Here is a 21434-nt window from a genome sequence, read left to right on the forward strand (position 1 = left end):
GGGCGGCCGCATTAACGGATCATTGACCATAAAAAACTATGAAAAATCATGCGGCTACTGAATCCTTACCGGAACCAGGGGACATCTCCGTCAAACTACGGAGAGCGATCCGTGCGTGGCGCCGCCGGGCGGTATCTTGCTGCCGCATTGGTATTGTTAGGGCCGACATTTACGGGCATTCCCCAAGCATTCGCGCAGCAGGCGAACCAACCGGGGTTTAATCCGCTTCAGCCGGAGAAATACTTTGAAAACCAAACCAAGCAGGAATCCCTCGGCCGCCCGCCTGTGAAGCTGCCTTCGGTCGGCCAGCCCAATACTGGCGGGGATAGCAAGCCTCAATTCGTGCTGCGCGACGTCAACGTCACCGGCGCCCGCGCCATTCCCCACGATCGCATCGCCGCAGTCTACCAGTCCTATCTCGGCAAGCAGGTCTCACAGGCCGACCTCGCGACGATCGCCGGCGCGATCAGCGATCTCTACCGGGCCCAGGGTTACCATCTGAGCCGGGCGATCGTGCCAGCGCAGGACATCGCCGACGGGCGCGTCCGGATCCAGGTGATCGAAGGCTCGATCGTCGAGGCCGAGCTGAAGGGTGATGGTGCCGAACAGTTCGGCGTGAGGCCGATGCTTGGACCGATCCTGGCCGAGCAACCATCGCGCCTGGCAACGCTCGAACGCCAACTCTACCTCGTCAACGGCTGGCCGGGCGTGCGCATCGCCGACACCGCGCTGGAAGAGATCGGCGGCGCGACCGGCCGCTTCCGCATCACCGTCTATCTGAAGACCTGGCATGTCTTCACCTCGTTCGGCTTGGATAATCTTGGCTCGTCGTCGGTCGGTCCGTGGCAGACCTACGCGACAGGCGCGTTCAACTCCTACCTCACGCCCGGTGACACGCTCGCCGTCAACCTGTCGACGATTGCCAACGACCCGCGCGAACTCGGCTTCTCGCGGCTGTCCTATGACGCCCCGGTCGGCGTCGACGGCGTTCGGCTCGGTGGATCGGTGCTGTATAGCGCAGTCAGGCCTGGGGATGCGCGGCGCCTTGCCAGCGACATCACCACGACCGAGGCGTTCGAGCTGCGTGCCAGCATCATCCCGCTCCAATCCCAATCGTCCACGCTGACCCTGACTGCGGCGACGACGTTCAGCAATGTGTCGGAGCACGATCTCTACGGCCCCTGGTACAACGACCACATCAGAACCGCGAGCCTCACGGCCGACTACCGGCTGCAAGATGGCTTCGGCGGCACCAACTACGCGACGATGACGTTTCGCCAGGGCCTCGATGTCTTCGGGGCATCGCATGTCAACGACGATCTGTTGTCGCGCGACGGTGCGTCCTCGAATTTCTCGGTGCTGAACTTCTGGTTCACGCGCTACCAGACGCTCAACGACGCATGGTCGCTCAAGCTATCTGCGGCGAGCCAGACCGCGTCACGGCCGCTGTTCACCTCGCAGCAATTCTATCTCGGCGGCGCAGCCTTCGGCCGCGGCTACGGCGCGGCCGAGATCAGCGGCGACAACGGTCTTGCCGGCTCGCTCGAGCTGCGCTTCGACCAGAAGCTCAATTTCCCGTACTGGAGCGGCTACCAGCTCTACGCGTTTGGTGACGCCGGCGCCGTCTGGAACGACGGCTACCGGCTGAGCGACGGCCTGTCGCTGACATCGGCGGGTGCAGGCGTACGCTTCTTCCTGCCTCAGGATCTCCAGGCCGATTTCGGCGTGGCGGTGCCCTTGAGCTACCGCGCGCCGGACAATGAGCGGCGCAGCCCGCGCTTCCTGTTCACCCTGTCAAGTGCGTTCCGGCTCTGCCCCGAACGCGGCCGAAACGGCTGCCTTTAGCCGCGCGGCCCTTGCCTTGAGGCGGCCCTTTTGCGGCTGTCCTCAAAGACTTGCCTAAATTTAATCCCGCAATCTGGTCACGATCGCTCGATCCGGGCGTTTTCAATAGCCATGTTCAGCCAAAAGTGATTGAGACGGAACCCATGAAAAGGGTGTTTGCAATTCTGGCTTTTCTCTGCGTCCTCGCGGTGGGTCAGTACATTATCGTCAGTAAATTCGCGATCCGCCACGAGATGCTGTCCTTGTTTGACGCCTCGCGTCAGCGGCCGATCTCGGTCGAGATCGCGGTGCGGCGCGACTACGAGACCAAGGCCAATCTCGGTCTTTGGAAGCTTCCGGTTGCCATCATCAGCAATGGCAACACGGTCAAGGCCACCGAATATTCCTTCCTTGCCAACGTCCTTGCGGCGCGCGGCTATCTCGTCGCCAGCATCCAGCAGGACCTGCCGAGCGATCCGCCCCTGATGACCCGTGTCGGCCAGAAATATGTCGGCCGACGCGAGGTCTATATGCGCTGCGAGGCCAACATCCTCTTCGTGCTGAACACGTTGAAGGCGCGGCAGGAGAATGCCGACTACGACCACATCACGCTCGTCGGTCATTCCAACGGCGGCGACGTCTCCATGTATGTCGCGCAGCAGCATCCCGAACTGGTGTCGAAGGTGATTACGCTCGACAATCTCAGGGTGCCGTTCGTCCTCAACGACCATATGAAGATTCTGTCGTTCCGCTCCAAGGATCCGCATTTCCTGACCGACCCCGGCGTGCTGCCGACGCCGGAAGAGGCAAAGGCGCGCGGCATCGACATCATCCATACCGGTGCGCAACACACCGAGATGAGCGATCGAGGGCCCGACTCGGTCAAGGAGAAGATCCAGGCGACACTTGACCGCTTCCTGCGGGACAGCGCCAGCAGCGCGCTCGCGCCGGCCGATACCACCACCCCGATGATCATGAATCCCGGCGACTATTAGCCGGGACCCTTTGCGGCAGATCAACGCAGCTCCATGCCGGCCGGGATAAATGGCCATACAGCACCGGAGAGGCACGTGTTACACTATACCGAAAGGCTTGATGCGACGAGGCTTGACATGGAGAGCCTTGGCCTTCCCCCGGCGAGGGTGCCTGCACCCATGCGCCATTTCTATCGCTCGGCCCGCAAGCTGCTCCGCGCGATCATCGCACGTATCGACCTCTCGCAATTTCCGGGATCATGCTGCGGCTGACTAGACGGTCCGCAAGCGAATGTAGGCAGGTGATGAGATGCGCGCAGCTGCGAGACGAATTTGGCTTCTGCTAGCGACAGTCGCGGGTTTGGGTATATCGCCCGTTCTGGCGGCCGATGCCAATCATGGCGCCGATCTGGCCCGGCGCTGGTGCGCAAGCTGCCATCTCGTGACGAGCAGCCAGGCTCAGGCCAACGCCGATGTGCCCTCCTTCGCATCGGTTGCGCGGAAGCCCGATTTCAGCGCAGAGAAGCTCGCGTTCTTCCTGCTTGACCCGCATCCGAAGATGCCGAACTTTCCGTTGAGTCGCACTGAAGCCGCCGACATCGCGGCCTATATCGGATCGCTGCGCCATTAGCTGGCTGGTCGCTCCAAACCCTCAACAAACGCAAATCCCTGCCGGATGAACCGACAGGGATCAGCAGAAACCACGATGGGCCACCGGATGAGGTTCATCCGGTGGCCCATCATGGACCTGCATGGGAATTGAAATGCGCATCACACCGCTGCGCGAGATCAATTTATGAGCAGTCAATCCAGATCAGGACTTGCCCTTGCCCGGCTGCATGAAGTTGCCGGTCATCTGGCGCATGTGATCGCCGGCGTTCGTGAACTGGCTCCGCAGGAACTCGGACTGGATTCTCATCGCCTCCTGAACGTCGGTCGCGTGAACCAGCTTGCGGGCATGCTCGAATGCCGCCTTCATGTTCTGCTCGGTGAAGGCGAGCGCCTGCTTGGACACGTCCGCGCCTGCGCCAGGAACGGACGACATCGATTTGGTGGCGGCATCGAAAAACATGCCGAATGCCTTCTCCGCCTGGTCGATTGTCTTCTCCGCCAGGTCGCGCAGTTCAGCTGGAACTTCGAGCTTCGGTTCGATCATGGTCGTACTCCTCCCTCTTTTTCCTGACTGATTATCACATTTGTCGCACCGCCTTCCAGCGGCCATGCTTCGGCCGGGACCGCCATCTGGCGGTCTGTCGCCGGCCGGGAGGGCGGCCAGAGCGTATTGCCGGCGCTCGGCCAAGCTTAGGACAAGGGATGGTCGGGGAGTGTTTCGTCGGTGACGAGATCTTCGACAAGCTTGATGACTTCAAAGCGCTGGCGGGGGGCGAGCTTGAGAAAGGCGCGCAGCAGGCGGAGGCTCTCGACAGTGCCGGTCGCGGGTGCACCGAGTTTTAGATGCAGTTCAGCCGCGAAATTGAGGTTCTTCATCTCGCACCTATGACAGGATCGGCCCTTCGGGTCGAGCGTCGGGAAGCCCGATCGAGGACCGGTTGTCGTCACCGAACGCCACGGCGACGACGAACTCTAGGTCGGAGCACCCCAGCAACCTGGCGCGCTGAGCTGCAAATCTGAACAGACGCGGCCCGACCCGAGAAGTTGCAATTATGTCAAGGAACAACCCGTCCGGCAAGCCAAACCGTGACACTTAGCGATGCTTCGTCGGCATTCGTGCCACGGCAATTCCGGATAACAGGAATACGCGCCGCCGTCACCCACCTGCGTCAAGAAGCAGCATCAGTCACCACAAGGCCCCGATCGCTGTCAATTCGACCAACGTTTCGCGATGTTTCTGACATGCTCGGAAACTGGCAAAACGCGGATTAGCGCTTCTTCAGCGTATACACGTAATCGTTGAGCCCGATCTCGGCGGTTGTATCGTCCACGAAATGAACGTCGATCTCGCAGCCCGTCTCCAGAGTCCTGATACGGGACCCGGCGAAGCCGAGCGAAGCGGCAAGCGCCTTCGGATCGACTTTCTTGTCGGCGCTGCGCATCTCGTCGAATGCGCCCCGGAAAAGCATGTCAGGACCATAATCCGTCAACTTGTAGTGCGGTTTGGTACAGGCAAATGGACGCGGACCGGAGATTTCCCCGGTCTTGAGAGCCACTGTCTTACCCATCAGCCGCGCGCGCTCGGCATCGTCAGGCTTGCGGTGCGGATCGGCCCAAGGCGCAACCACGGCCGTCGTGAAGGTCCAGTTTCCGACAAAAAACGGATCGGCGGCCACGGCGGAGCCTACCGTGCCAAGCGATGCGAACAGACAAGCAATACGGGCGAATTTCATGCGGCAAGTCCCCCTTCACGGCTTGGACTCGTCGCCCTGCATTACGGTTCATCATGATCCGATATTTCTCGCTCCGTGAACCGTCGTTCAAGATCGTGCGACCAAGCGGTTGCGGAACGGCCACGCAGATTAAGGGCGCCATGGCTGACGAACGATTTTGATTCGGGCGCACTCAGGACCAAAGGACGACGGCATGCTTTCTCGCTGCGATCTCGTCAAGGGCGCCGCGGTTGCGCTTCTTACACTCTCGATTCAAGGCGCGTGGGCGCAGGAGACCAAAATGAACCTGTTCAAGATCGTCACCGTCAAGGACGAGATCATCATCGGGCTGTCGCCCGACGAGTTGCAGGCGCTCGGTGGCAGTGACGCAAGCGCGGTCGCGCACGCTCTGGCGCAGAAGGGCGATCTCACCGTCTGGCAGTACAACGTGCATCGCGGACAGAACGGTGAAATGCAGCAGGCGCCCACGGCAAAAATCGGACTTCTGGCCAACGCCTCGCTCCGCGTCGAGCCCTACACCACGCCCTACCAGATCATGCCGCATCCGTGACGCGAGATCGCGGATGGGCCGGCGACAAAGGCCGCCGGCCCATCCTTCAGCGGTGCCGCGCTGACACATCTGTCGCAAAGCCGTAGACCAGGGCCAGCCGGTCGAGGCATTCGCGAAAACGCCGGGCGAAATAGTCGTTCCAGCGCTGGGTGCGGACGGCACGTCGCTGCCCGATCTGGTCCATGGTCAGGCCGAGCACCAGCACGTCATGCACCAGCGCGGCGCCATCGGTGCCAAGCTCGCGTTCGACCCGGTTCAGCCGCAGCACAGCCTGGCGCTGACGCTCCGTCAGCAGCTCGCGAGAGCGCGTGCCGTCGACATATTCGCGGGTCGGATCCATGGCCTGCGGGCCCCGTTCTGCCCTCTCCCAGTCGTTCTGGTAGGCGCGCCCCCCTCGATATTGTGCCTCATCGATCTGGCGATGCGAGTGGAGCCGGCCGAGCGGATCATTGCGGACCGATCGCATGGCCATGATCTTCTCGTCGGAATCAAGCGCGAGGGGATTATCGACCTCTGCCTCCGTGACCTCGGCATTGAACGGCAGGACGCGCGAGCGCCGGTCGTGAAGTTCGGTCAATCTGTAGGACTTGTTACGTCTGGCACGAGCCACTCGGAAACTCCTTGAGAATTGACATGAAAAGGGACAGTCACGCGCGAGTCAGGCGGCGGAGACGAGCCTCAGTACGACGGCGGCAGCCGTACGGGCCGCACCGGGACCGCGAGTAAGGCGCGCATGCGGCGCGCAATAGCTTGAGCCGGGTTGACGTGGGTGGCCGCAGAAGCCGATCTCCTCCCCCTCCTTGTCGCCGCCATACGGGTAGCGGCAATCGGCTCGTTCAAGCTCGTCCAGCGTGACCAGGCGCGGCCGCACGCCGACGCAGCGCAGTTTGACCGGAGTGGCCGGCTTCAGGGCCGATGGCGGCGGCAGGTTCAGGCCCGGTGGCGTGACACGAGGCGGTGTGAGCGGAGCAGACCCGCCCGGCAAGGACGGCACGATCGACGGACTTATAATTCGTTCGGGCGTGCTGAGCCCGAGCCCGATCCGCTTGGCGCGACCGATCACTGCGTTGCGCGTGTAAGCCGTTCCAAACCTTGCGTTAATCTGTCTTCCGATCTCCGCATATGACAGTCCTTTGAAGAAATAGTCGCGAAGCGCGTCGGAATGCTCCGACGACCAATGGCCCGGTTCCATGCTGCTATCCTGTGATGCACTTCCGACCTCATGATCCGGAAGCGAAACACACTTTCCGTTATTCCGAAGGCCAAGTCAAGCCGTAATTCTGATATTCATAATTGCATGAATTCCGAATTTCGGACTACAAGGGGCAGAGCCATGGGCAATCGAGGGAATCACCATGTTGGACGTTGCGATGATCGAGCGGGGCCTGGAGAAGACGGGCAAGAGCAAGGGCGGCCTGGCCGCGGCGATGGGCGTCCGCCCGGGTGCGGTGTCGGAAATCCTCGGCGGCGAACGCCTGGTGAAAGCTTCGGAAATCATTCCGATCATGCAATATCTTGAGCTGAACCTCGCGCCGATCATGGGCCGCGTCGGTGCCGGCGCCGTGATCGAGCCCGACGTCGAGCAGGTCCCGCCGGAGGGGCTGGGCGACATCGCGCTGCCCTTCCCGATCATGGAAGAGACCGTCGCGTTCGAGATCGTCGGCGATTCGATGCTGCCCAAGTATGAAAGCGGCGACGTGATCGTGGTCTACAAGGACCAGCGTCATCCGCTGTCGAGCTTCTATGGCGAAGAGGCCGTGGTCCGGCTCAAGACCGGCGAGCGTTATCTGAAGACCATCGAACGGGGCAAATCTCCCTCCCTCGTCAACCTCGTCAGCTTCAACGCCAAGCCGATCGTCGGCGTCAAGCTCGACTGGGTCGGAGAAATCTGCCTCTCGATGCCCAAAGGCCAGCTCGAGCGGCTGCGCGCCAAGTCGGCCCGCCCGCGCAAGAAGAGCCGGTAAGCGGTCGATTTCCGATTTACGGAAATAGATCTTGACTTAATTCCGTTTTCCAGAAATACTCTGCTGCGCACCCGGCATTTAGGGGCGCGGCAGGATCGTTTGATGCAGTATTTCGTCGTGATGATCGATTACGGGCGACGCGGTCGCGAGGCAGTCGTCGATCCCGAGATCACCAGGCGCGGGATCATCTCCCGCGTCAGCTCCGGCGAATATCAGAACATTCTGTTCATCCACGAAATCGCGGAGAATTCCGTCGACGATGTGACCGAAGCCATTTTGGCCGAGGCCGCCCTCCCCGAAATCCCGCCTGAAGACGTTGACCTCCAGGCGATCCGTCATGATCACGCTCGCGACCTGCGCAAGCACGAGAAAGCGTGACGCCGGCTGAACCAGCCTGCGTCACAGCTCAATCCGAACTCACACCGTCAGGACGGTCGATCCCGTGGTCTTGCGCGCGGCAAGATCGGCATGCGCCTTGGCGGCGTCCTTCAGCGCATAGGTCTGGTGCACCTCGATCTTGACCGCATCGGACTTGACGACGTCGAACAGCTCGTTCGCCATGGCAACCAGGTTTTCGCGCTTGGCCGCGTAGGTGAACAATGTCGGCCGGGTCACATACAGCGAACCCTTCTGCGCGAGCAGACCAAGATTGAGCGGTTCGACCGCGCCGGAGGACGCACCGAACAGCGCGGCGACGCCAAGTGGCGCAAGGCAGTCCAGCGACTTCAGAAATGTGTCCTTGCCGACGGAATCGTAGACCACCGGCACCTTCTTGCCGCCGGTAATCTCGTCGACGCGCTTCACGAAATCCTCGCGCGTATAGATGATGACGTGGTCGCAGCCATGGGCCTTGGCGAGTTTCGCCTTCTGGTCGCTGCTGACGGTACCGATCACGGTCGCGCCAAGATGTTTCGCCCATTGACTCAGGATCAGGCCAACGCCGCCCGCTGCGGCATGCAGCAGAATGGTGTCGCCGGCCTTCACACGATAGGTCTGCCGGATCAAATATTGCGTGGTCAGCCCCTTCAGCATCATCGCGGCCGCGGTCTTGTCGTCGACGCCGTCAGGCAGCTTCAACAGCCGGTCGGCAGGGATCAGTCGCGCCTCGGAGTAGGCGCCAAGCGGTGATGCACCATAAGCGACGCGGTCACCGGGCTTCAGATCGGTGACGCCCTGTCCGACTTCCTCGACGACGCCGGCCCCTTCGCTGCCGAGCCCACTCGGCAATTGCACCGGATAGACGCCGGAGCGATTGTAGATGTCGACGAAGTTGAGGCCCACGGCGGTATGGCGGATGCGCGCCTCGCCCGGCCCGGGCTTGCCGACACTGACCTCCTCCCAAACCAGGACTTCCGGACCACCGGTCTTGTGAAAACGAATGGCGTGAGTCATGGGCGTTGCTCCCTTATCGTTGCGTTGACGGTCCGAAAAAAAGCGGATCGGCCGGAGAAATAGGCATTTGGTCCGCCCGTTACAGTATAGAAGCCGTAACAAGAATGTCACAGCGAACGACAAACCCTCGCTGTTCCGCCTCTGTTCGAAAGAGTTGATGAGGGTCTCCGAGCCACCGGCAGTAGCTTCTGCGCGGGGTTTGGTGGTCGCCTGCGAAGGAGAGCCGAGATGCCAGCTTATGTACAGCATCATCAGGAACTCGAAATCGCGCCTGTGATTTGCCCGACATGCATGGGGTTCCTGCCGATGTATGTGCGCGAGGTCGAGCCGCACTGGAGCCTTGCCAAGATCGACTTCGTGTATGAATGCGCCGATTGCGGCGCCGAGGTCAGACAGACCATCCGCAAGCCGGAGCTGCTGCGCCACTGATCGCACGATCAGTTGCCCTTAAGTATTTGCGCTGAACGGAAAAAGCTGATGTCAGCGCGGGTCTGGCCGTCCCAAACGAGGCTTGTTCTTTGCCGGGAACGCAGGCAGAACAAGCTTCAAGCAAGACATTTGGGAGCGCCATTTCGTGGCTGATCAGAAGGCCTCTTCCGCGATCGAGGCAGTGGAGAGCGGCCTCGCCGCGCAGGGCTATATCGCGAGCCGGCAGATCGCGACCGCCGTCTATTTGTCGCAGCAGATCGAGAAGCCGATCCTGGTCGAGGGCCCCGCGGGTGTCGGTAAGACCGAGCTCGCCAAGGCAATCGCTGCCTGGCGCGGCAAGAAGATGATCCGTCTGCAATGCTACGAAGGCCTCGACGAGGCCAAGGCGCTCTATGAGTGGAAATACGCCAAGCAGCTGCTCTACACCCAGATCCTCAAGGACAAGCTCGGCGAAGTCCTTGGCGGCGCGCAGACGCTGCATGCCGCCCTCGATCAGCTGCATGATTTCGGCGACGTGTTCTTCTCCAAGGAATTCGTCGAGCCGCGCCCCCTGCTCCAGGCGCTGGAGCAGCCGGGCGGCTGCGTGCTGCTGATCGACGAGATCGACAAATCAGACGCCGAATTCGAATCGCTGCTGCTGGAGATCCTCTCGGACTTCCAGGTCACGATCCCCGAGCTCGGCACAGTCTCGGCGATCACACCGCCGACCGTGATCCTCACCTCGAACAGCGAGCGCGATCTCGGCGACGCCTTGAAGCGCCGCTGCCTGCATCTGCACATCGGCTTCCCCGAGCAGCGGCTGGAGGAGCGTATCGTCGAGAGCCGCGTGCCCGGCATCTCCCAGACGCTGCGCCGGCAGATGGTTGGCTTCATCCACGAGATTCGCTCGCTCGACCTGAAGAAGCTGCCCTCGGTTAGCGAGACCATCGACTGGGCGCGCGTGCTGGTGCTGCTCCAGGCGAGCGAGCTCGACACCGAGATCGTCAAGGACACGCTCAACGTGCTCTTGAAATACGAGGCCGACATCGAGGCGGCTGCGCCGCAAGTGACCACCTTTATTGCCAAGGCGGCCCGGTCCAACGTCTTCGGTTGACGCCCGATGCGCGAGAATCTCCATCGTTTCTTTCGGGCGGCGCGGGGCGCCGGTGTCCACGTCTCGCCCGCCGAAAGCATCGATGCAATGCGCGCGGTCGCGCAGGTCGGCCTCACCGACCGCGCCATCCTCCGTGACGCGCTGCTGCTGACGCTCGCCAAATCGCAGGACGAGAAGCTCGCGCTCGGCGATTGCTTTGATCTCTTCTTCAGCCAGCCCGAGCCGCGGCAGGATCAACCCGAGGCCAACGACAATGACGAGGCCTCGCAAGGCTCGGATCAGTCGCCCTCGTCAGGCTCGAACAGCGAAGCGGGCGGAGGCCAACCTCAGGAAGGATTGGGCCCGCTCGCACAGATGCTGCTGTCGCAGGATCGTAGCGCGATCCAGGCCGCCATCGCCAGTGCTTCCGGCGCAGCGTCACTCTCCGATATCCGCTACTCTACCCAGCGCGGCATCTTCTCCAGCCGCATCCTCGACGCGATGGGGCTCCAACGCCTGCGCGACGATCTCGACGAGCTGACCGCGACGAACCCGGCACTCGCCGAACGCCTGCGCGCCGCGCTCGATGCCTTGCGCGAGGCTGTGCGTGATACCGTCTCGCAGGGGCTTGCGCTCTACGCCCGCGAAGAAGCTGAAAACCTCCGCAACGACATCCTGCGCAATGCACCTCTTGCCCGCATCGAGCGGCGGCAGGTCGCCGAGATGCGCGCCCTGATCCGCCAGATCGCGCGACGCCTGCGCGAGCGCTATTCGAAGCCGCGCAAGCGCCAGCGCCGCGGTCATCTCGACGTTCGCCGTACGCTTCGCCGCAACGCCGCCTGGGGCGGCGTGCCCTTTCTCACCGCATGGAAGCGCAAGCATCGCGACCGGCCGAAGATTGTCGCACTGTGCGACGTCTCCGGCTCCGTCGCACAGGTCTCCGATTTCTTCCTGCTCCTGATCCATTCACTGCATGAAGTCGTGGACGACGTCCGTTCCTTCGCATTCTCGTCGCATCTGATCGAGGTTAGCGACATCCTGGAGAAAAAATCGCCCGAAGAGGCGATGGCCGAGATCATGTCCAAGGTCGGCTTCGGCTCGTCCGACTACGGCTCATCGCTGGTCGATTTCGAAAAAGACTTCATGAGCGCGCTGACGCCGCAGACAACGGTAATCGTGCTCGGCGATGCCCGGAGCAACAATCTCCATCCGCGCGCGGACATCCTGCGCCGCGTCTCCGAACGCTCGAAGCGGCTGGTCTGGCTCAACCCCGAAGGTCGGCTCGCCTGGGGCTTTGGCGATTCCGAGATGCCGCGTTATGCGACTTTTTGCAGCGTGGTGCGGCAATGCGCCACCGCGCAGCAGCTCGAGCGCGCAGTCTCCGATATCGTTGCCACTTATCAGTAAGTCTCGTCACTAAGTCTTGGGCTCGCGGCGAACGTCAGTTTCGTGCAAGCTCTGCGTAGACGACATTGCACTCGCGAAAGTGATAGGCAATTTCGTCGAGCGCGCGCTGTTCCCATTCCTGGGCTTGCGCCAGCCAGAAAACCCGACGCTCGAAATCGAGCGCGGCGCGCTCACGGCACAGGGATTCCTGACTGCGAATTTCGACCAGCCTGTTCATGCACTCACACTCCTTGTCGTGTGAAGCCATTCCCCGCAAATCAGCCTAGCAGAGTCACGAACCCAGCGTCTCACCATTTCTGTGCATATCGCGACGCAGAATGAGACAGCAACGCTTCCCGTGCACTGCGGCCGTCGCAGCGCAGCATCAAATGAAGATCATCAATTAGTGATCGGCGATCGGGACGATAGTCGCGTCTAGTCGATCTTAACTATTGTGGCGCAACAGACTGCGGCAATTCGTGAAGAGAAGTTCTAAACAGCTCACCGAATTCCCGACTCATTGTCGTCGCATGGTCTTCATGCAGCGCCGCTAACAGAGGCGCGCGAACGTGACTATCGCTTGAGGCAACATGAGCAACGACGTCGACTTTGATCTTTCATCGGACCAGTGGGAAGCGCTGAAAGCGCTTCGCAACCCGGTGCCGAGCGGTCGCCTCGCGAAGGCTTATCTCCTCGAAGGCCTCGCCAGGCTTGGCCTCGTCGATGTCAATGACGGAGTGCCCGCAATGACACCAGCTGGACGCAAGGTGCTGGTGCGCGGATCATGCCGATTGCTGGATCTGGCGGCGTAGCACGCGCATCAAAAAATCTGGGCTGTCACGATTGCGTAAGCAATGAACACAACGCCAAGTCCCCACACCATCGCAGGAATCCGCGATCGCCGGCCGATCGTCACTTCCAGCGCGATATAGCTCAGAGTCCCCAGAGCCATACCGTTGATGAGGTTGTTGGTCAGCACGGTGACCAACAGCGTCAGAACGATCGGAATCGCATTGCCGAGATCGGTCATGTCGATCCGGGCGAGGCCCTGCATCATCAGCACACCAACGAGCACCAGCGCAGGCGCGGTTGCTTGCGATGGGATAATGACAAAGATCGGCCAGAAGAACAGCGCGAGGAAGAAGAACCCCGCGACGGTCAGCGACGTCAGACCGGTCCGGCCGCCGGCCTGCACCCCGGTGATCGATTCGATATAGGCCGTCACCACCGACGTGCCGAACAGTGGGCCGACGATGGACGCCGTCGCATCGGTCGCAAAGGCCGCGGTGGCATTCGGGATCGATCCGTCCGGCTTGCGCAAATTGGCGGCGCCCGTCACACCAATCAGCGTGCCCAGCGTCGAAAAGAACTCGGCGCACAGGAAATAGAACAGCAGCGGCAGTGCCACGACGAAATGGCTGAAGAGATAGCCGACGTCGAGCGCCATGAAAGTGCTGGTCGGCCAGCGTGGCCACGACATGATCGCCGATGGCATCGAGGTCACCATCTTGCCGTTGGCACCGGGAACGAAGAAGCCGATCACGGTCAACAGCACGATCGACAGGATCAACGCCGCCGGGACCCGCCTCACCACCAGCACCGGCGTGAGCAGGAGGCCGAACAGCGTCAGCAGCACTGGCGGACTGCGGAGCGATCCCATGGCGATATAGGTTGACGGTTTCTGGACGACGAATCCGGCCCCTCGCAGTGCAATAAAGACGATGAGGGTGCCGACAGCCGCCTGGATGCCGATCTTCAGCGCTTCCGGCACGTCCTTCGCGACCTTCTCGCGCAGCTTCGACAGGCTGAGGATCAGGAACAGCACGCCGGTGAAGGCGACCATGGCGAGCGCGCCCTGCCAGGGCATGCCCATCTGCTTGACGATGACATAGGTGAAGATGACATTCGAACCCATTGCGGGTGCAACCGCGAGCGGCAGGTTTGCCCACAACCCCATCATCACCGAGCCGAAGATCGCGGCCAACGCCGTGGCACTGACGAGATCGGCACGATCCATTCCGGCGTTGGACATGATCGCGGGATTCACGGCAATAATATAAGCCATCGCTGCGAACGTAGTCGCTCCGGCCATCATCTCGCGGCCGACACTCGTGCCACGCTCGGTGAGGCGAAAGGCCCGATCGAGCAGCCCGGTCGCTGCGCGCGGTTCCGGCTCTGCGGAAGCGGCTTGTGGCTTCGTCATCTCGTTCATCGCAGTCCTCCCCCTACCAGACCACCGGGTGCGCTTCGCCCGTCTGCACGTTGATAAAACCGAGCGGCGCCTGCTCGCACGGCGCCACCAGCACCCAGCTCCACGGCGCGCAGGTGAGCGTGGCAAACATGAGTCTCTCAGGAAATCCCGGATACCAGCGCGGCCGAAACGTCGGTTCGTACATCCAGTCGACCTTACGGCCTTCCGCGTAGAGCGCCTGCATCTCGGCATCAAGCGCTTGCGCCGAACGACAGCTCATCAGGCCGCCGACCTCGAAGCGCACGGTGGCAACGAGCTCGCCCGCGCGCACCAGCGCCCATCCGCCCTGAAGCTCGATCAGCGCGTTCACCGCCTTTGCCATCGCGGCGTCGGACGAACCGACCACCCAGATATTGTGCTTGTCGTGCGCCACCGAACAGGCGAGCGCCGTTTCCGGCGTGCGCGGTCCACAACCGCGCCAGAACATCTTTGCGACCCGTCCATCGCCGGAGAAGCGGTCGACGATGGCGAATTTGGTGATGGTTTCGCTCTCGTCGCGCTGCACGGCACCGTCACGCACGGGCAGATCAAGCGTGTAGAACTCAGGATGCCAATGGAAGGGGCGGATCACCGCCGCTTTCATCGTGGGACGTCCTGGCTCGGCCCGCAGCTCGAAATCCTCGGGCTTGATCGTGCGCTTGATGTTGACCGTTTTCGTGGCCCACTCCGGCCATTCGATCTTGGGCACCTGGCCGAGATAGCGCTTGCCCTCGGACACCTGCGCGCCATCGGCCCACACTTCGGCGATCTCGAGCTTGGTAACATCAGACAGCAGCACGGCGTCGCCGAAGCGCCCCGGGGCCAGGCTCCCGACGAATGGCGTGAGGCGCATGTGCCGCGCCGGATTGATGGTGAGGCACTGGATTGCGATCTCGGGCGGAAGGCCTGCTTCGATCGCGACCCGCGCATTGTGATCGCTGGCGCCGAGCTCGAGCGTATGGCTGGCACTGCGGTCATCCGTGGTGAACGCGATCTGCGACCAGTCCTGCAAACCCTTGGCAAGCAACCATTTCACGATCTCGTCCATGGCATAGACGCGCAGCTCGACAAAGAGACCGCGCGTAAGCTTGTCCCAGGTCTCTTCCGGCGTCTGCACTTCGTGATCGGATGCAAGCCCGGCTGCGGCAAAGGCGTTGATGGAGGGCAGATCCCGCAGGCCGGACGCGTGGCCTTCGACGACACCGCGCGCCGCGAACGTCGCCTCGATCATGCCCCACAGCCGCTTGTAGGACGGGTTGTCCGGGTTCCACACTGCGGGCCAGTCCATGACCTCATCGAGGCCGGTGACCATCAGGCTTTCGGCCATGAAGCGCGCCTGCTCGTCGCGGCCATACCAGCCGCCACCCCATTCATACGCGGTCGGCGGCACTGCCGAGCCCGGCTGCGGAAAGATCTTGAGCGGCGAGCCGCGACGACGCGCTTCGAACCAGAATTCGAGATTACGCGCACCATTGACGTTGGAGAATTCGTGGCTTGCCTCGCACGTCCAGGTATTGCCGTGCGGCAGCACCAGCGCCGCTTCCCATTCCGGCGTCAGGTGCGAGCTTTCGATATGCTTGTGCACCTCGCCAAAGCCGGGCACAGCCGCGAGATCCGGCCGGTGCACACGTTCGCGGACCTCGCCAGGATAGCTTCCGGCCGGCCCCACCCAGGCGATACGCCGGCCTTTGAAGACGATCTCCTGGTCCTCGCTCCAGGTGCGGCTGTGCACGTCCAGTAACTTGCCGACCCGCAAGGCGCGATCGGCAGGACGGCGACCGAGCGCCGTCAGCACCAGGTCCTGGCGAATGCGAACCTCGTCGGGCGCATTGATCAAGAGGTCGTCGGGTATCGCGTTCATGGCCTGCCTCACTTTATTCCGGTACTTTATTCCGGTACTTTCGCAGCCGCGGCCCGCTTCCGCTGCGGTTTCTCCATCTTGCCGGCGCGCGCAGCGGCGGCATCGCGCTGCCGAACATCCTTCAGGAGCGTCGTGAGCGCCCACTCGATCGCGTCAGCGATCTCGCCGCTTGTCATGCCAAAATCCTCGCGCATCGCATTCCAGGCCAGCACGTTGTTGAGGTAGGACGCGAGCGCCTCTGCCTGGCGGACCTCCTTTGCTGGAAGGTGCCGCACCAGCGGCGCCATTGCCTTGCGATGCTGATCGATCAGGTGCCGCCTGAAGCCGGCGCGCACACGGCGGCCCGCCCTGGTCATCGCGATGGCGCGCGCCAGATGCGGATGACGGTCGAACCGCTTGCACAGCTTGCGGAAAATCTCGGGCAGTTCGTCGGGCGAGGTGAAGGGGATGTAGCTGAAGACGTTGTCCTCGATCCATTCGCCGGCCGCCGCAAACAGCTCCGCGCGAGTCCTGAAGTGCCGATAGATGGTTCGTTCAGCCACCTTCGCACGCTTGGCCACCGCGGCCATCGAGATGTCGTCGGCCTCCTCATCCTCCAGGGTCTCGACAAACGCCGCAACGATGCGCTGCCGCGTCATCTCGGCATATTCGTCGCGAAGGCTTGCGCCATGTCTTTCTGCTGTACTCATGTCATAAGTCTGACACCAGCCGAATTGGACGGTCAAGCCGAGACTTGAGGCACGCCACGCTGCAACAATGGGCGCCAAGGCGTTCCGGGCTCGGCGGCCCCGCGAGCACGACCATCGCCCGCCGCCTGAAAAATGGACTTTTGCCCACCACCAAAATCGGATTTGCTCTGCCGAGAAACGATCGCGCGCAACGACGACGCGCCAGATGCGCAAGGGAGCTGGTCATGAACGGGCTTGGCGGACTGAACAAATCTCCCAACGGCGTGGTCATCGGGCTCGTGCAATTGCAGCTGCCGAACGTCGTGACCCGTGCCGATCTCGCCAGGCAGACCGAGCGTATCGTCTGGATGGTCGGCAAGGCCCGCCGCAACCTCTCCACCATGGACCTGGTGGTGTTCCCCGAATACTCGCTGCATGGCCTCTCGATGGACACCAATCCCGAGATCATGTGCCGCCTCGACGGGCCGGAGGTCGCGGCTTTCAAGCAGGCCTGCATCGACAACAGGATCTGGGGCTGCTTCTCCATCATGGAGTTCAATCCGCACGGCAATCCCTACAATTCCGGCCTGATCATCGACGACCACGGCGAGATCAAGCTGTATTACCGCAAGCTTCATCCCTGGATTCCAGTCGAACCGTGGGAGCCCGGCGACATCGGCATTCCCGTGATCGAAGGCCCGAACGGCGCGAAGATCGCGCTGATCATCTGCCATGACGGCATGTTTCCGGAGATGGCGCGGGAGTGCGCCTACAAGGGCGCCGAGATCATGATCCGCACCGCCGGCTATACCGCGCCGATCCGCGACGCCTGGCGCTTCACCAATCAGGCCAATTCGTTCCAGAACCTGATGGTCACCGCAAACGTCTGCATGTGCGGCTCGGACGGCTCTTTCGATTCCATGGGCGAAGGCATGATCGTCAATTTCGACGGCAGCGTGTTGGCGCACGGCACCACAGGTCGCGCCGACGAGATCATCACGGCCGAGGTGCGGCCCGATCTCGTGCGCGAGGCCCGCATCAATTGGGGCGTCGAGAACAACATCTATCAGCTCTGGCACCGCGGCTATGTCGCGGTGAAGGGCGGCGCGATGGACTGCCCCTACACCTTCATGCAGGACATGGTTGCAGGCACCTATCGGCTGCCCTGGGAAGACCAGGTCAAGGTCACCGACGGCACCTCGTGCGGCTTCCCGGCGCCGGTACGGATGTTCGGGAAGACGGCAAAAGCCGCGGAATAGACGGTTTCCCGGCCGAAACCGCGACATTCTGGCACGGTTGTTGCTCCTTTTGGCGTCCAAGTCGCGTCAAACTGGGGGAATCCACCATGTCGACCATCACCGCGGCACCCACCGCCGAGCCCAAGCCACTCTACACCTCCCTGTTCGTCCAGGTCCTGGCCGCACTGGTTCTGGGCATCGTCCTCGGCGTGGCCGCCCCGGACTTTGCGATCGGTCTGAAGATCGTCAGCGACGCCTTCCTGAAGCTGATCTCGATGATCGTGGCGCCGATCGTGTTCTGCGTCGTGGTACACGGCATTGCCGGTGCCGGCGATCTCAAGAAGGTTGGTCGGGTCGGTGTCAAGGCGCTGCTGTATTTCGAAGCGATGACGACGGTGGCGCTCGTGGTCGGGCTCATTTTGGCCTACGTCTTCGGTCCCGGCCATGGCATGAACATCGATCCCTCGACGCTCGATGCCAAGGCGCTCAGTAGCTATGCCGACAATGCGCACAAGCTACAGGGCGCGGGCGTCGGCGCCTTCCTGATGAACGTGATTCCGACCACCTCGTTCGACGCGCTGTCGCGCAATGACGTGCTCCAGGTGCTGTTCTTCGCCGTGCTGTTCGGCGTCGGGCTCGCGCTGGTCGGCGGCGAGAAGGGCGCGCTCGTCACCTCGGTAATCGACGCGGCCTCCACGGTGCTGTTCCGCGTCATGGGGCTAATCGTTCGCGTTGCACCGCTCGGTGTGCTTGGCGCGGTCGCCTATACGGTCGGAAAATATGGCGTCGGCTCGCTGAAGCAGCTGGTCTCGCTGGTGATGCTGTTCTACATCTCGGTCGGCATCTTCGTCCTTGGCGTGCTCGGCAGCGTGATGGCGCTCGCCGGCATCAACATCCTGAAATTCCTGTCCTACCTGCGCGAGGAACTGATGATCGTGCTAGCAACCGCGTCGTCCGACGCGGTGCTGCCGCAGATCATGAAGAAGCTCGAGCGCATGGGCGTAAAGGATTCCGTAGTCGGCCTCGTCATCCCGACCGGCTACTCCTTCAACCTCGACGCCTTCTCGATCTATCTCACACTCGCCGTCGTCTTCATCGCGCAGGCCACCAACACGCCGCTGTCCTTCGGCGATCTCCTGCTGGTGCTGGGCGTCTCCCTGATCACATCGAAGGGCGCGCACGGCGTCCCGGGCTCGGCGATCGTGATCCTGGCCGCGACGCTGAACGCGGTGCCGAGCATTCCGGCGATCGGCCTCGTGCTCGTGCTGTCGGTCGACTGGTTCATCGGCATGGCCCGCGCAGTCGGCAACCTCATCGGCAATTGCGTCGCGACCGTGGTCGTCGCCGCCTGGGAAGGCGATCTCGACCGTGCCAAGGCGGCCAAGGTGCTCGAAGGCGGCGAGCTGGTGGACGTGACGGCGGGCTGAGGCCGGCTCGTGCTAGCGCAGGTGCCCGCTGTCGTAATGCCTACGCTCGGCCGCCGTGAGCGGCGGCCGGGCGGCGCTTGCGGGCGTCACCGCAGCGACGACGGTCGCGCTTGACCTCTGCGATGTCAGCACCAGGACGTCGACACCGTCTGCAGTGACCTGCATCGCATAATCATGGCCGCTGAGGAGCCGGGCGACCACACGACGCAGCGGTCCATCGAAGACGCCCGTCATCTGGGCCTCGAGCGCGTCGACCGTGCGATAACGCAGATTGAACCGCTCTTGCAGCGCGGCCAACACGTCATGGAGCGAGGCGTCATGCACCTCGAGGTGAACCGCGTCCGGTCGCCCCTCGACCTTCACCTCGGCCGACGCAGTTCGGCTAAAGGCCAGAACGATGGAACACACGATCACGGGGACCAAAAGTAACTGAGACGTCGTCATATCAGCTCCGCCTCCGGAATCTCGCGCGCCAGGCGCTCACTGAGCGGCCCTAATCGTTCGGCATGGTGCCGCCATTTCCCGACCGAGGATGCGTAGATCGGACGGCGCACCTGAACGGCACTGGCGGTCGCCGATGGCGCCGGGCTTTCGTGAAAACGCATCACCCCATCTTCCCAGGAAAGCCCCAGAAACCGGATGATGTCCCGGCTCGCCGCAGCCTGGTCCCGAACGACGTCCTCGTAGTTGACCTCCATGAGCACATCAGGCGGCAGCACGTCGCGCCAGTGCCGCGTCAGACGGCGATAGGCGAGATAGTAATCCGCAAGCTGGGTTTGATCATAGGAGAACGCGAACTTGTTGCGGAAGTGCGCCTTGTAGATCGCCCAGCACGCATCCATCGGATGCCGCTGCACGAGGATGATCTTTGCCGAGGGGAGCGCCGCGTGAATGAGGCCACAATAAAGGTAGTTCTCGAGCGTCTTGTCGACGAAGCGAACGTTGTTCGGCACGCGGAGCGCCGTGGCCTGATCCAGGTAGCGCCTGCCGATACCTTCGAGGTCGCTTCCCCTTGGACGTTCCGCCATGGTGCGGCGCATCTCCGCAGCAAACGCGCTGGTCTCGCCTACGGAATGCATCGCGGAATGGCTGGCGATAATCCGTTCCACCAGCGTGGTACCGGTACGTGGCAGGCCGCTGACGAAGACAGGCGCCGCATCGGCGTAGCCGCGCGGCGCAGCATCAATCCAGCGTCGCGTGTGCGCCCGGATGATCGCATCGACCTCACCAATTTCAGCGGCGGGATCACGCGGGAGCGACCGCCGCTGCAAGTTATTGCCTGCCTCGACGTGTGCGAAAGCGCGGTCCCAGCGCTCCAGATCCTCGCACTCCTTGCCAAGCGCAAAGCGCAGCATGATTTCGCTCGGCGCCGACAAACGCCCTGCGGCAATCACGGCCTCCATCTCGTCGACATGGTTGCGGTCGCGGCTCTGGATTCGCAGGTCCGAACGAAGGTAGTGAGCCAATCCGTAGCGGCGATCGCACGCAATCGCCGCATTGCAATGCGCTTCGGCGTCTCCGAGTGCGCCGATCATCCGCTCGGCGGCGGCCAGGTTGAACAGATATTGCGGTACGCCGGGCTTCCGGGCGACAGCGCGGCGGAAAAGCTCCCTCGCCTGCTGTTGAAGCCCCAGCAAGCCAAACATGGCACCAACTGAATCAAGCGCGTCCGCCTCCTCGCCAGCATGCATGGCCGCAACGTCCGTCACTGCACTGGCCTGACGCGCCTCTCCCTTCATGAAGAGGCATTTCGCACGCAACACCAGCGTGATCGGATTGGTCGGAGCGAGAGCGACGGCGCGTTCCGCGCTGACCGTTGCCGCATCGAGACGATCACGCATCAGCGCAGTCTCGGTCAGGAGCGCCCAGGCGCGCCAATCCAACGAATTGCCCGCGAGCACCTTTGCACAGATCGTTTCGGTGGAGCTCAGATCGCCGCTTGCAAAGGCACGGCGCGCCGCCTCGATCGAAGCCGCGCTGGCGGCATGCTGTCCTGTGGCGTCCACGCGTATTGCTCCATGCGATTCAGACGAGATCGACCGGCGGCTGGGCAGCCGCCGGGTCATGCTGATGA

The 21434-nt window shown here is 62.5% G+C and carries 24 protein-coding genes; 12 read left to right on the top strand and 12 right to left on the bottom strand.

All coding sequences use genetic code 11. From position 1 onward, the window contains the following. The first annotated feature begins 48 nt into the window (after positions 1-48). From L6639_RS27040 to L6639_RS27050, 3 genes are all read left to right on the top strand, one after another. Entirely contained in the window at positions 49-1845 is a 1797-nt protein-coding gene (locus L6639_RS27040) for a ShlB/FhaC/HecB family hemolysin secretion/activation protein (RefSeq protein WP_237864679.1), read from the top strand. Between the two features lie 143 nt (positions 1846-1988). Next, positions 1989-2819: an alpha/beta fold hydrolase gene (locus L6639_RS27045; protein ID WP_237864680.1), complete on the top strand. Its 831-nt coding sequence runs from the start codon at positions 1989-1991 to the stop codon at positions 2817-2819. 289 nt (positions 2820-3108) lie between these two features. Beyond that, complete coding sequence (locus L6639_RS27050) at positions 3109-3429, top strand: c-type cytochrome (protein WP_237864681.1); 321 nt, start codon at positions 3109-3111, stop codon at positions 3427-3429. A gap of 183 nt (positions 3430-3612) precedes the next feature. Here L6639_RS27050 and L6639_RS27055 read toward each other — a convergent pair whose 3' ends face one another. The 3 genes from L6639_RS27055 to L6639_RS27065 all read right to left on the bottom strand — a co-directional run bounded on the left by L6639_RS27055 (position 3613) and on the right by L6639_RS27065 (position 5143). After that, the gene (locus L6639_RS27055) at positions 3613-3954 is read right to left on the bottom strand and encodes a phasin (RefSeq protein WP_212328811.1); all 342 of its coding nucleotides are present in this window, start codon (positions 3952-3954) and stop codon (positions 3613-3615) included. A gap of 146 nt (positions 3955-4100) precedes the next feature. Next, a complete protein-coding gene (locus L6639_RS27060; RefSeq protein WP_128950591.1) occupies positions 4101-4286 on the bottom strand; it encodes a hypothetical protein in 186 nt (61 codons plus the stop codon). Between the two features lie 392 nt (positions 4287-4678). Continuing rightward, the gene (locus L6639_RS27065; protein WP_237864682.1) at positions 4679-5143 is read right to left on the bottom strand and encodes a hypothetical protein; all 465 of its coding nucleotides are present in this window, start codon (positions 5141-5143) and stop codon (positions 4679-4681) included. 193 nt (positions 5144-5336) lie between these two features. On the opposite strand from L6639_RS27065, the gene L6639_RS27070 reads away from it, so the two are divergent. Next, the gene (locus L6639_RS27070) at positions 5337-5693 is read left to right on the top strand and encodes a hypothetical protein (RefSeq protein WP_237864683.1); all 357 of its coding nucleotides are present in this window, start codon (positions 5337-5339) and stop codon (positions 5691-5693) included. Positions 5694-5739: 46 nt separating this feature from the next. Here the strand turns inward: L6639_RS27070 and L6639_RS27075 are convergent, their stop codons facing one another. Together L6639_RS27075 and L6639_RS27080 are read right to left on the bottom strand one after the other, a co-directional pair. Beyond that, entirely contained in the window at positions 5740-6303 is a 564-nt protein-coding gene (locus L6639_RS27075; protein ID WP_237864684.1) for a hypothetical protein, read from the bottom strand. Between the two features lie 48 nt (positions 6304-6351). Beyond that, positions 6352-6885, bottom strand: coding sequence for a GcrA family cell cycle regulator (locus L6639_RS27080; RefSeq protein WP_237864685.1), 534 nt, complete (start codon positions 6883-6885; stop codon positions 6352-6354). A 163-nt stretch (positions 6886-7048) separates the two neighbouring features. Between L6639_RS27080 and L6639_RS27085 the strand changes: the two genes are divergently transcribed. Together L6639_RS27085 and L6639_RS27090 are read left to right on the top strand one after the other, a co-directional pair. Next, positions 7049-7657 carry a S24 family peptidase gene (locus L6639_RS27085; RefSeq protein ID WP_237864686.1) on the top strand — a complete coding sequence of 203 codons (609 nt, stop codon included), beginning with the start codon at positions 7049-7051 and terminating at the stop codon, positions 7655-7657. A gap of 102 nt (positions 7658-7759) precedes the next feature. Then, on the top strand, positions 7760-8035 hold the full coding sequence (locus L6639_RS27090) for a hypothetical protein (RefSeq protein WP_237864687.1): 276 nt from the start codon (positions 7760-7762) through the stop codon (positions 8033-8035). Positions 8036-8074: 39 nt separating this feature from the next. Here the strand turns inward: L6639_RS27090 and L6639_RS27095 are convergent, their stop codons facing one another. Beyond that, the gene (locus L6639_RS27095) at positions 8075-9049 is read right to left on the bottom strand and encodes a quinone oxidoreductase family protein (protein WP_237864688.1); all 975 of its coding nucleotides are present in this window, start codon (positions 9047-9049) and stop codon (positions 8075-8077) included. A 228-nt stretch (positions 9050-9277) separates the two neighbouring features. Between L6639_RS27095 and L6639_RS27100 the strand changes: the two genes are divergently transcribed. The 3 genes from L6639_RS27100 (at position 9278) to L6639_RS27110 (ending at position 11957) form a co-directional block, all read left to right on the top strand. After that, positions 9278-9478 carry a hypothetical protein gene (locus L6639_RS27100; protein WP_237864689.1) on the top strand — a complete coding sequence of 67 codons (201 nt, stop codon included), beginning with the start codon at positions 9278-9280 and terminating at the stop codon, positions 9476-9478. Positions 9479-9623: 145 nt separating this feature from the next. Next, positions 9624-10571 (top strand): AAA family ATPase, encoded by a 948-nt coding sequence (locus L6639_RS27105; RefSeq protein WP_237864690.1) that lies wholly within the window; start codon positions 9624-9626, stop codon positions 10569-10571. Between the two features lie 6 nt (positions 10572-10577). Then, the gene (locus L6639_RS27110; protein WP_237864691.1) at positions 10578-11957 is read left to right on the top strand and encodes a vWA domain-containing protein; all 1380 of its coding nucleotides are present in this window, start codon (positions 10578-10580) and stop codon (positions 11955-11957) included. 34 nt (positions 11958-11991) lie between these two features. Here L6639_RS27110 and L6639_RS27115 read toward each other — a convergent pair whose 3' ends face one another. Then, positions 11992-12174: a hypothetical protein gene (locus L6639_RS27115; protein WP_237864692.1), complete on the bottom strand. Its 183-nt coding sequence runs from the start codon at positions 12172-12174 to the stop codon at positions 11992-11994. Positions 12175-12526: 352 nt separating this feature from the next. Between L6639_RS27115 and L6639_RS27120 the strand changes: the two genes are divergently transcribed. Further along, positions 12527-12748 carry a hypothetical protein gene (locus L6639_RS27120; RefSeq protein WP_237864693.1) on the top strand — a complete coding sequence of 74 codons (222 nt, stop codon included), beginning with the start codon at positions 12527-12529 and terminating at the stop codon, positions 12746-12748. 8 nt (positions 12749-12756) lie between these two features. On the opposite strand, the gene L6639_RS27125 is transcribed toward L6639_RS27120, so the two are convergent. From L6639_RS27125 to L6639_RS27135, 3 genes are read right to left on the bottom strand one after another with little or no spacing between them, the layout of a single operon-like run. Next, a complete protein-coding gene (locus L6639_RS27125; RefSeq protein WP_237864694.1) occupies positions 12757-14148 on the bottom strand; it encodes an NCS2 family permease in 1392 nt (463 codons plus the stop codon). 13 nt (positions 14149-14161) lie between these two features. Next, complete coding sequence (locus L6639_RS27130) at positions 14162-16027, bottom strand: adenine deaminase (RefSeq protein ID WP_237864695.1); 1866 nt, start codon at positions 16025-16027, stop codon at positions 14162-14164. A 26-nt stretch (positions 16028-16053) separates the two neighbouring features. Next, on the bottom strand, positions 16054-16716 hold the full coding sequence (locus L6639_RS27135; protein ID WP_237864696.1) for a TetR/AcrR family transcriptional regulator: 663 nt from the start codon (positions 16714-16716) through the stop codon (positions 16054-16056). A 224-nt stretch (positions 16717-16940) separates the two neighbouring features. Here L6639_RS27135 and L6639_RS27140 point away from each other — a divergent pair, with 224 nt between their 5' ends. Further along, entirely contained in the window at positions 16941-17954 is a 1014-nt protein-coding gene (locus tag L6639_RS27140) for a formamidase (RefSeq protein WP_237864697.1), read from the top strand. An 86-nt stretch (positions 17955-18040) separates the two neighbouring features. Next, positions 18041-19360: a dicarboxylate/amino acid:cation symporter gene (locus L6639_RS27145; protein ID WP_237864698.1), complete on the top strand. Its 1320-nt coding sequence runs from the start codon at positions 18041-18043 to the stop codon at positions 19358-19360. A gap of 12 nt (positions 19361-19372) precedes the next feature. Here the strand turns inward: L6639_RS27145 and L6639_RS27150 are convergent, their stop codons facing one another. Continuing rightward, positions 19373-19804: a hypothetical protein gene (locus L6639_RS27150; protein WP_237864699.1), complete on the bottom strand. Its 432-nt coding sequence runs from the start codon at positions 19802-19804 to the stop codon at positions 19373-19375. Continuing rightward, positions 19801-21366, bottom strand: a complete 1566-nt coding sequence (locus L6639_RS43305) for a tetratricopeptide repeat-containing sulfotransferase family protein (protein WP_237864700.1) — start codon at positions 21364-21366, stop codon at positions 19801-19803. The genes L6639_RS27150 and L6639_RS43305 overlap by 4 nt, the downstream gene beginning before the upstream one ends. Positions 21367-21434: the final 68 nt, after the last annotated feature.

Origin of the sequence: Bradyrhizobium zhengyangense, assembly GCF_022012555.1 — a bacterium.
GTDB classification, from domain to species: Bacteria; Pseudomonadota; Alphaproteobacteria; order Rhizobiales; family Xanthobacteraceae; genus Bradyrhizobium; species Bradyrhizobium zhengyangense.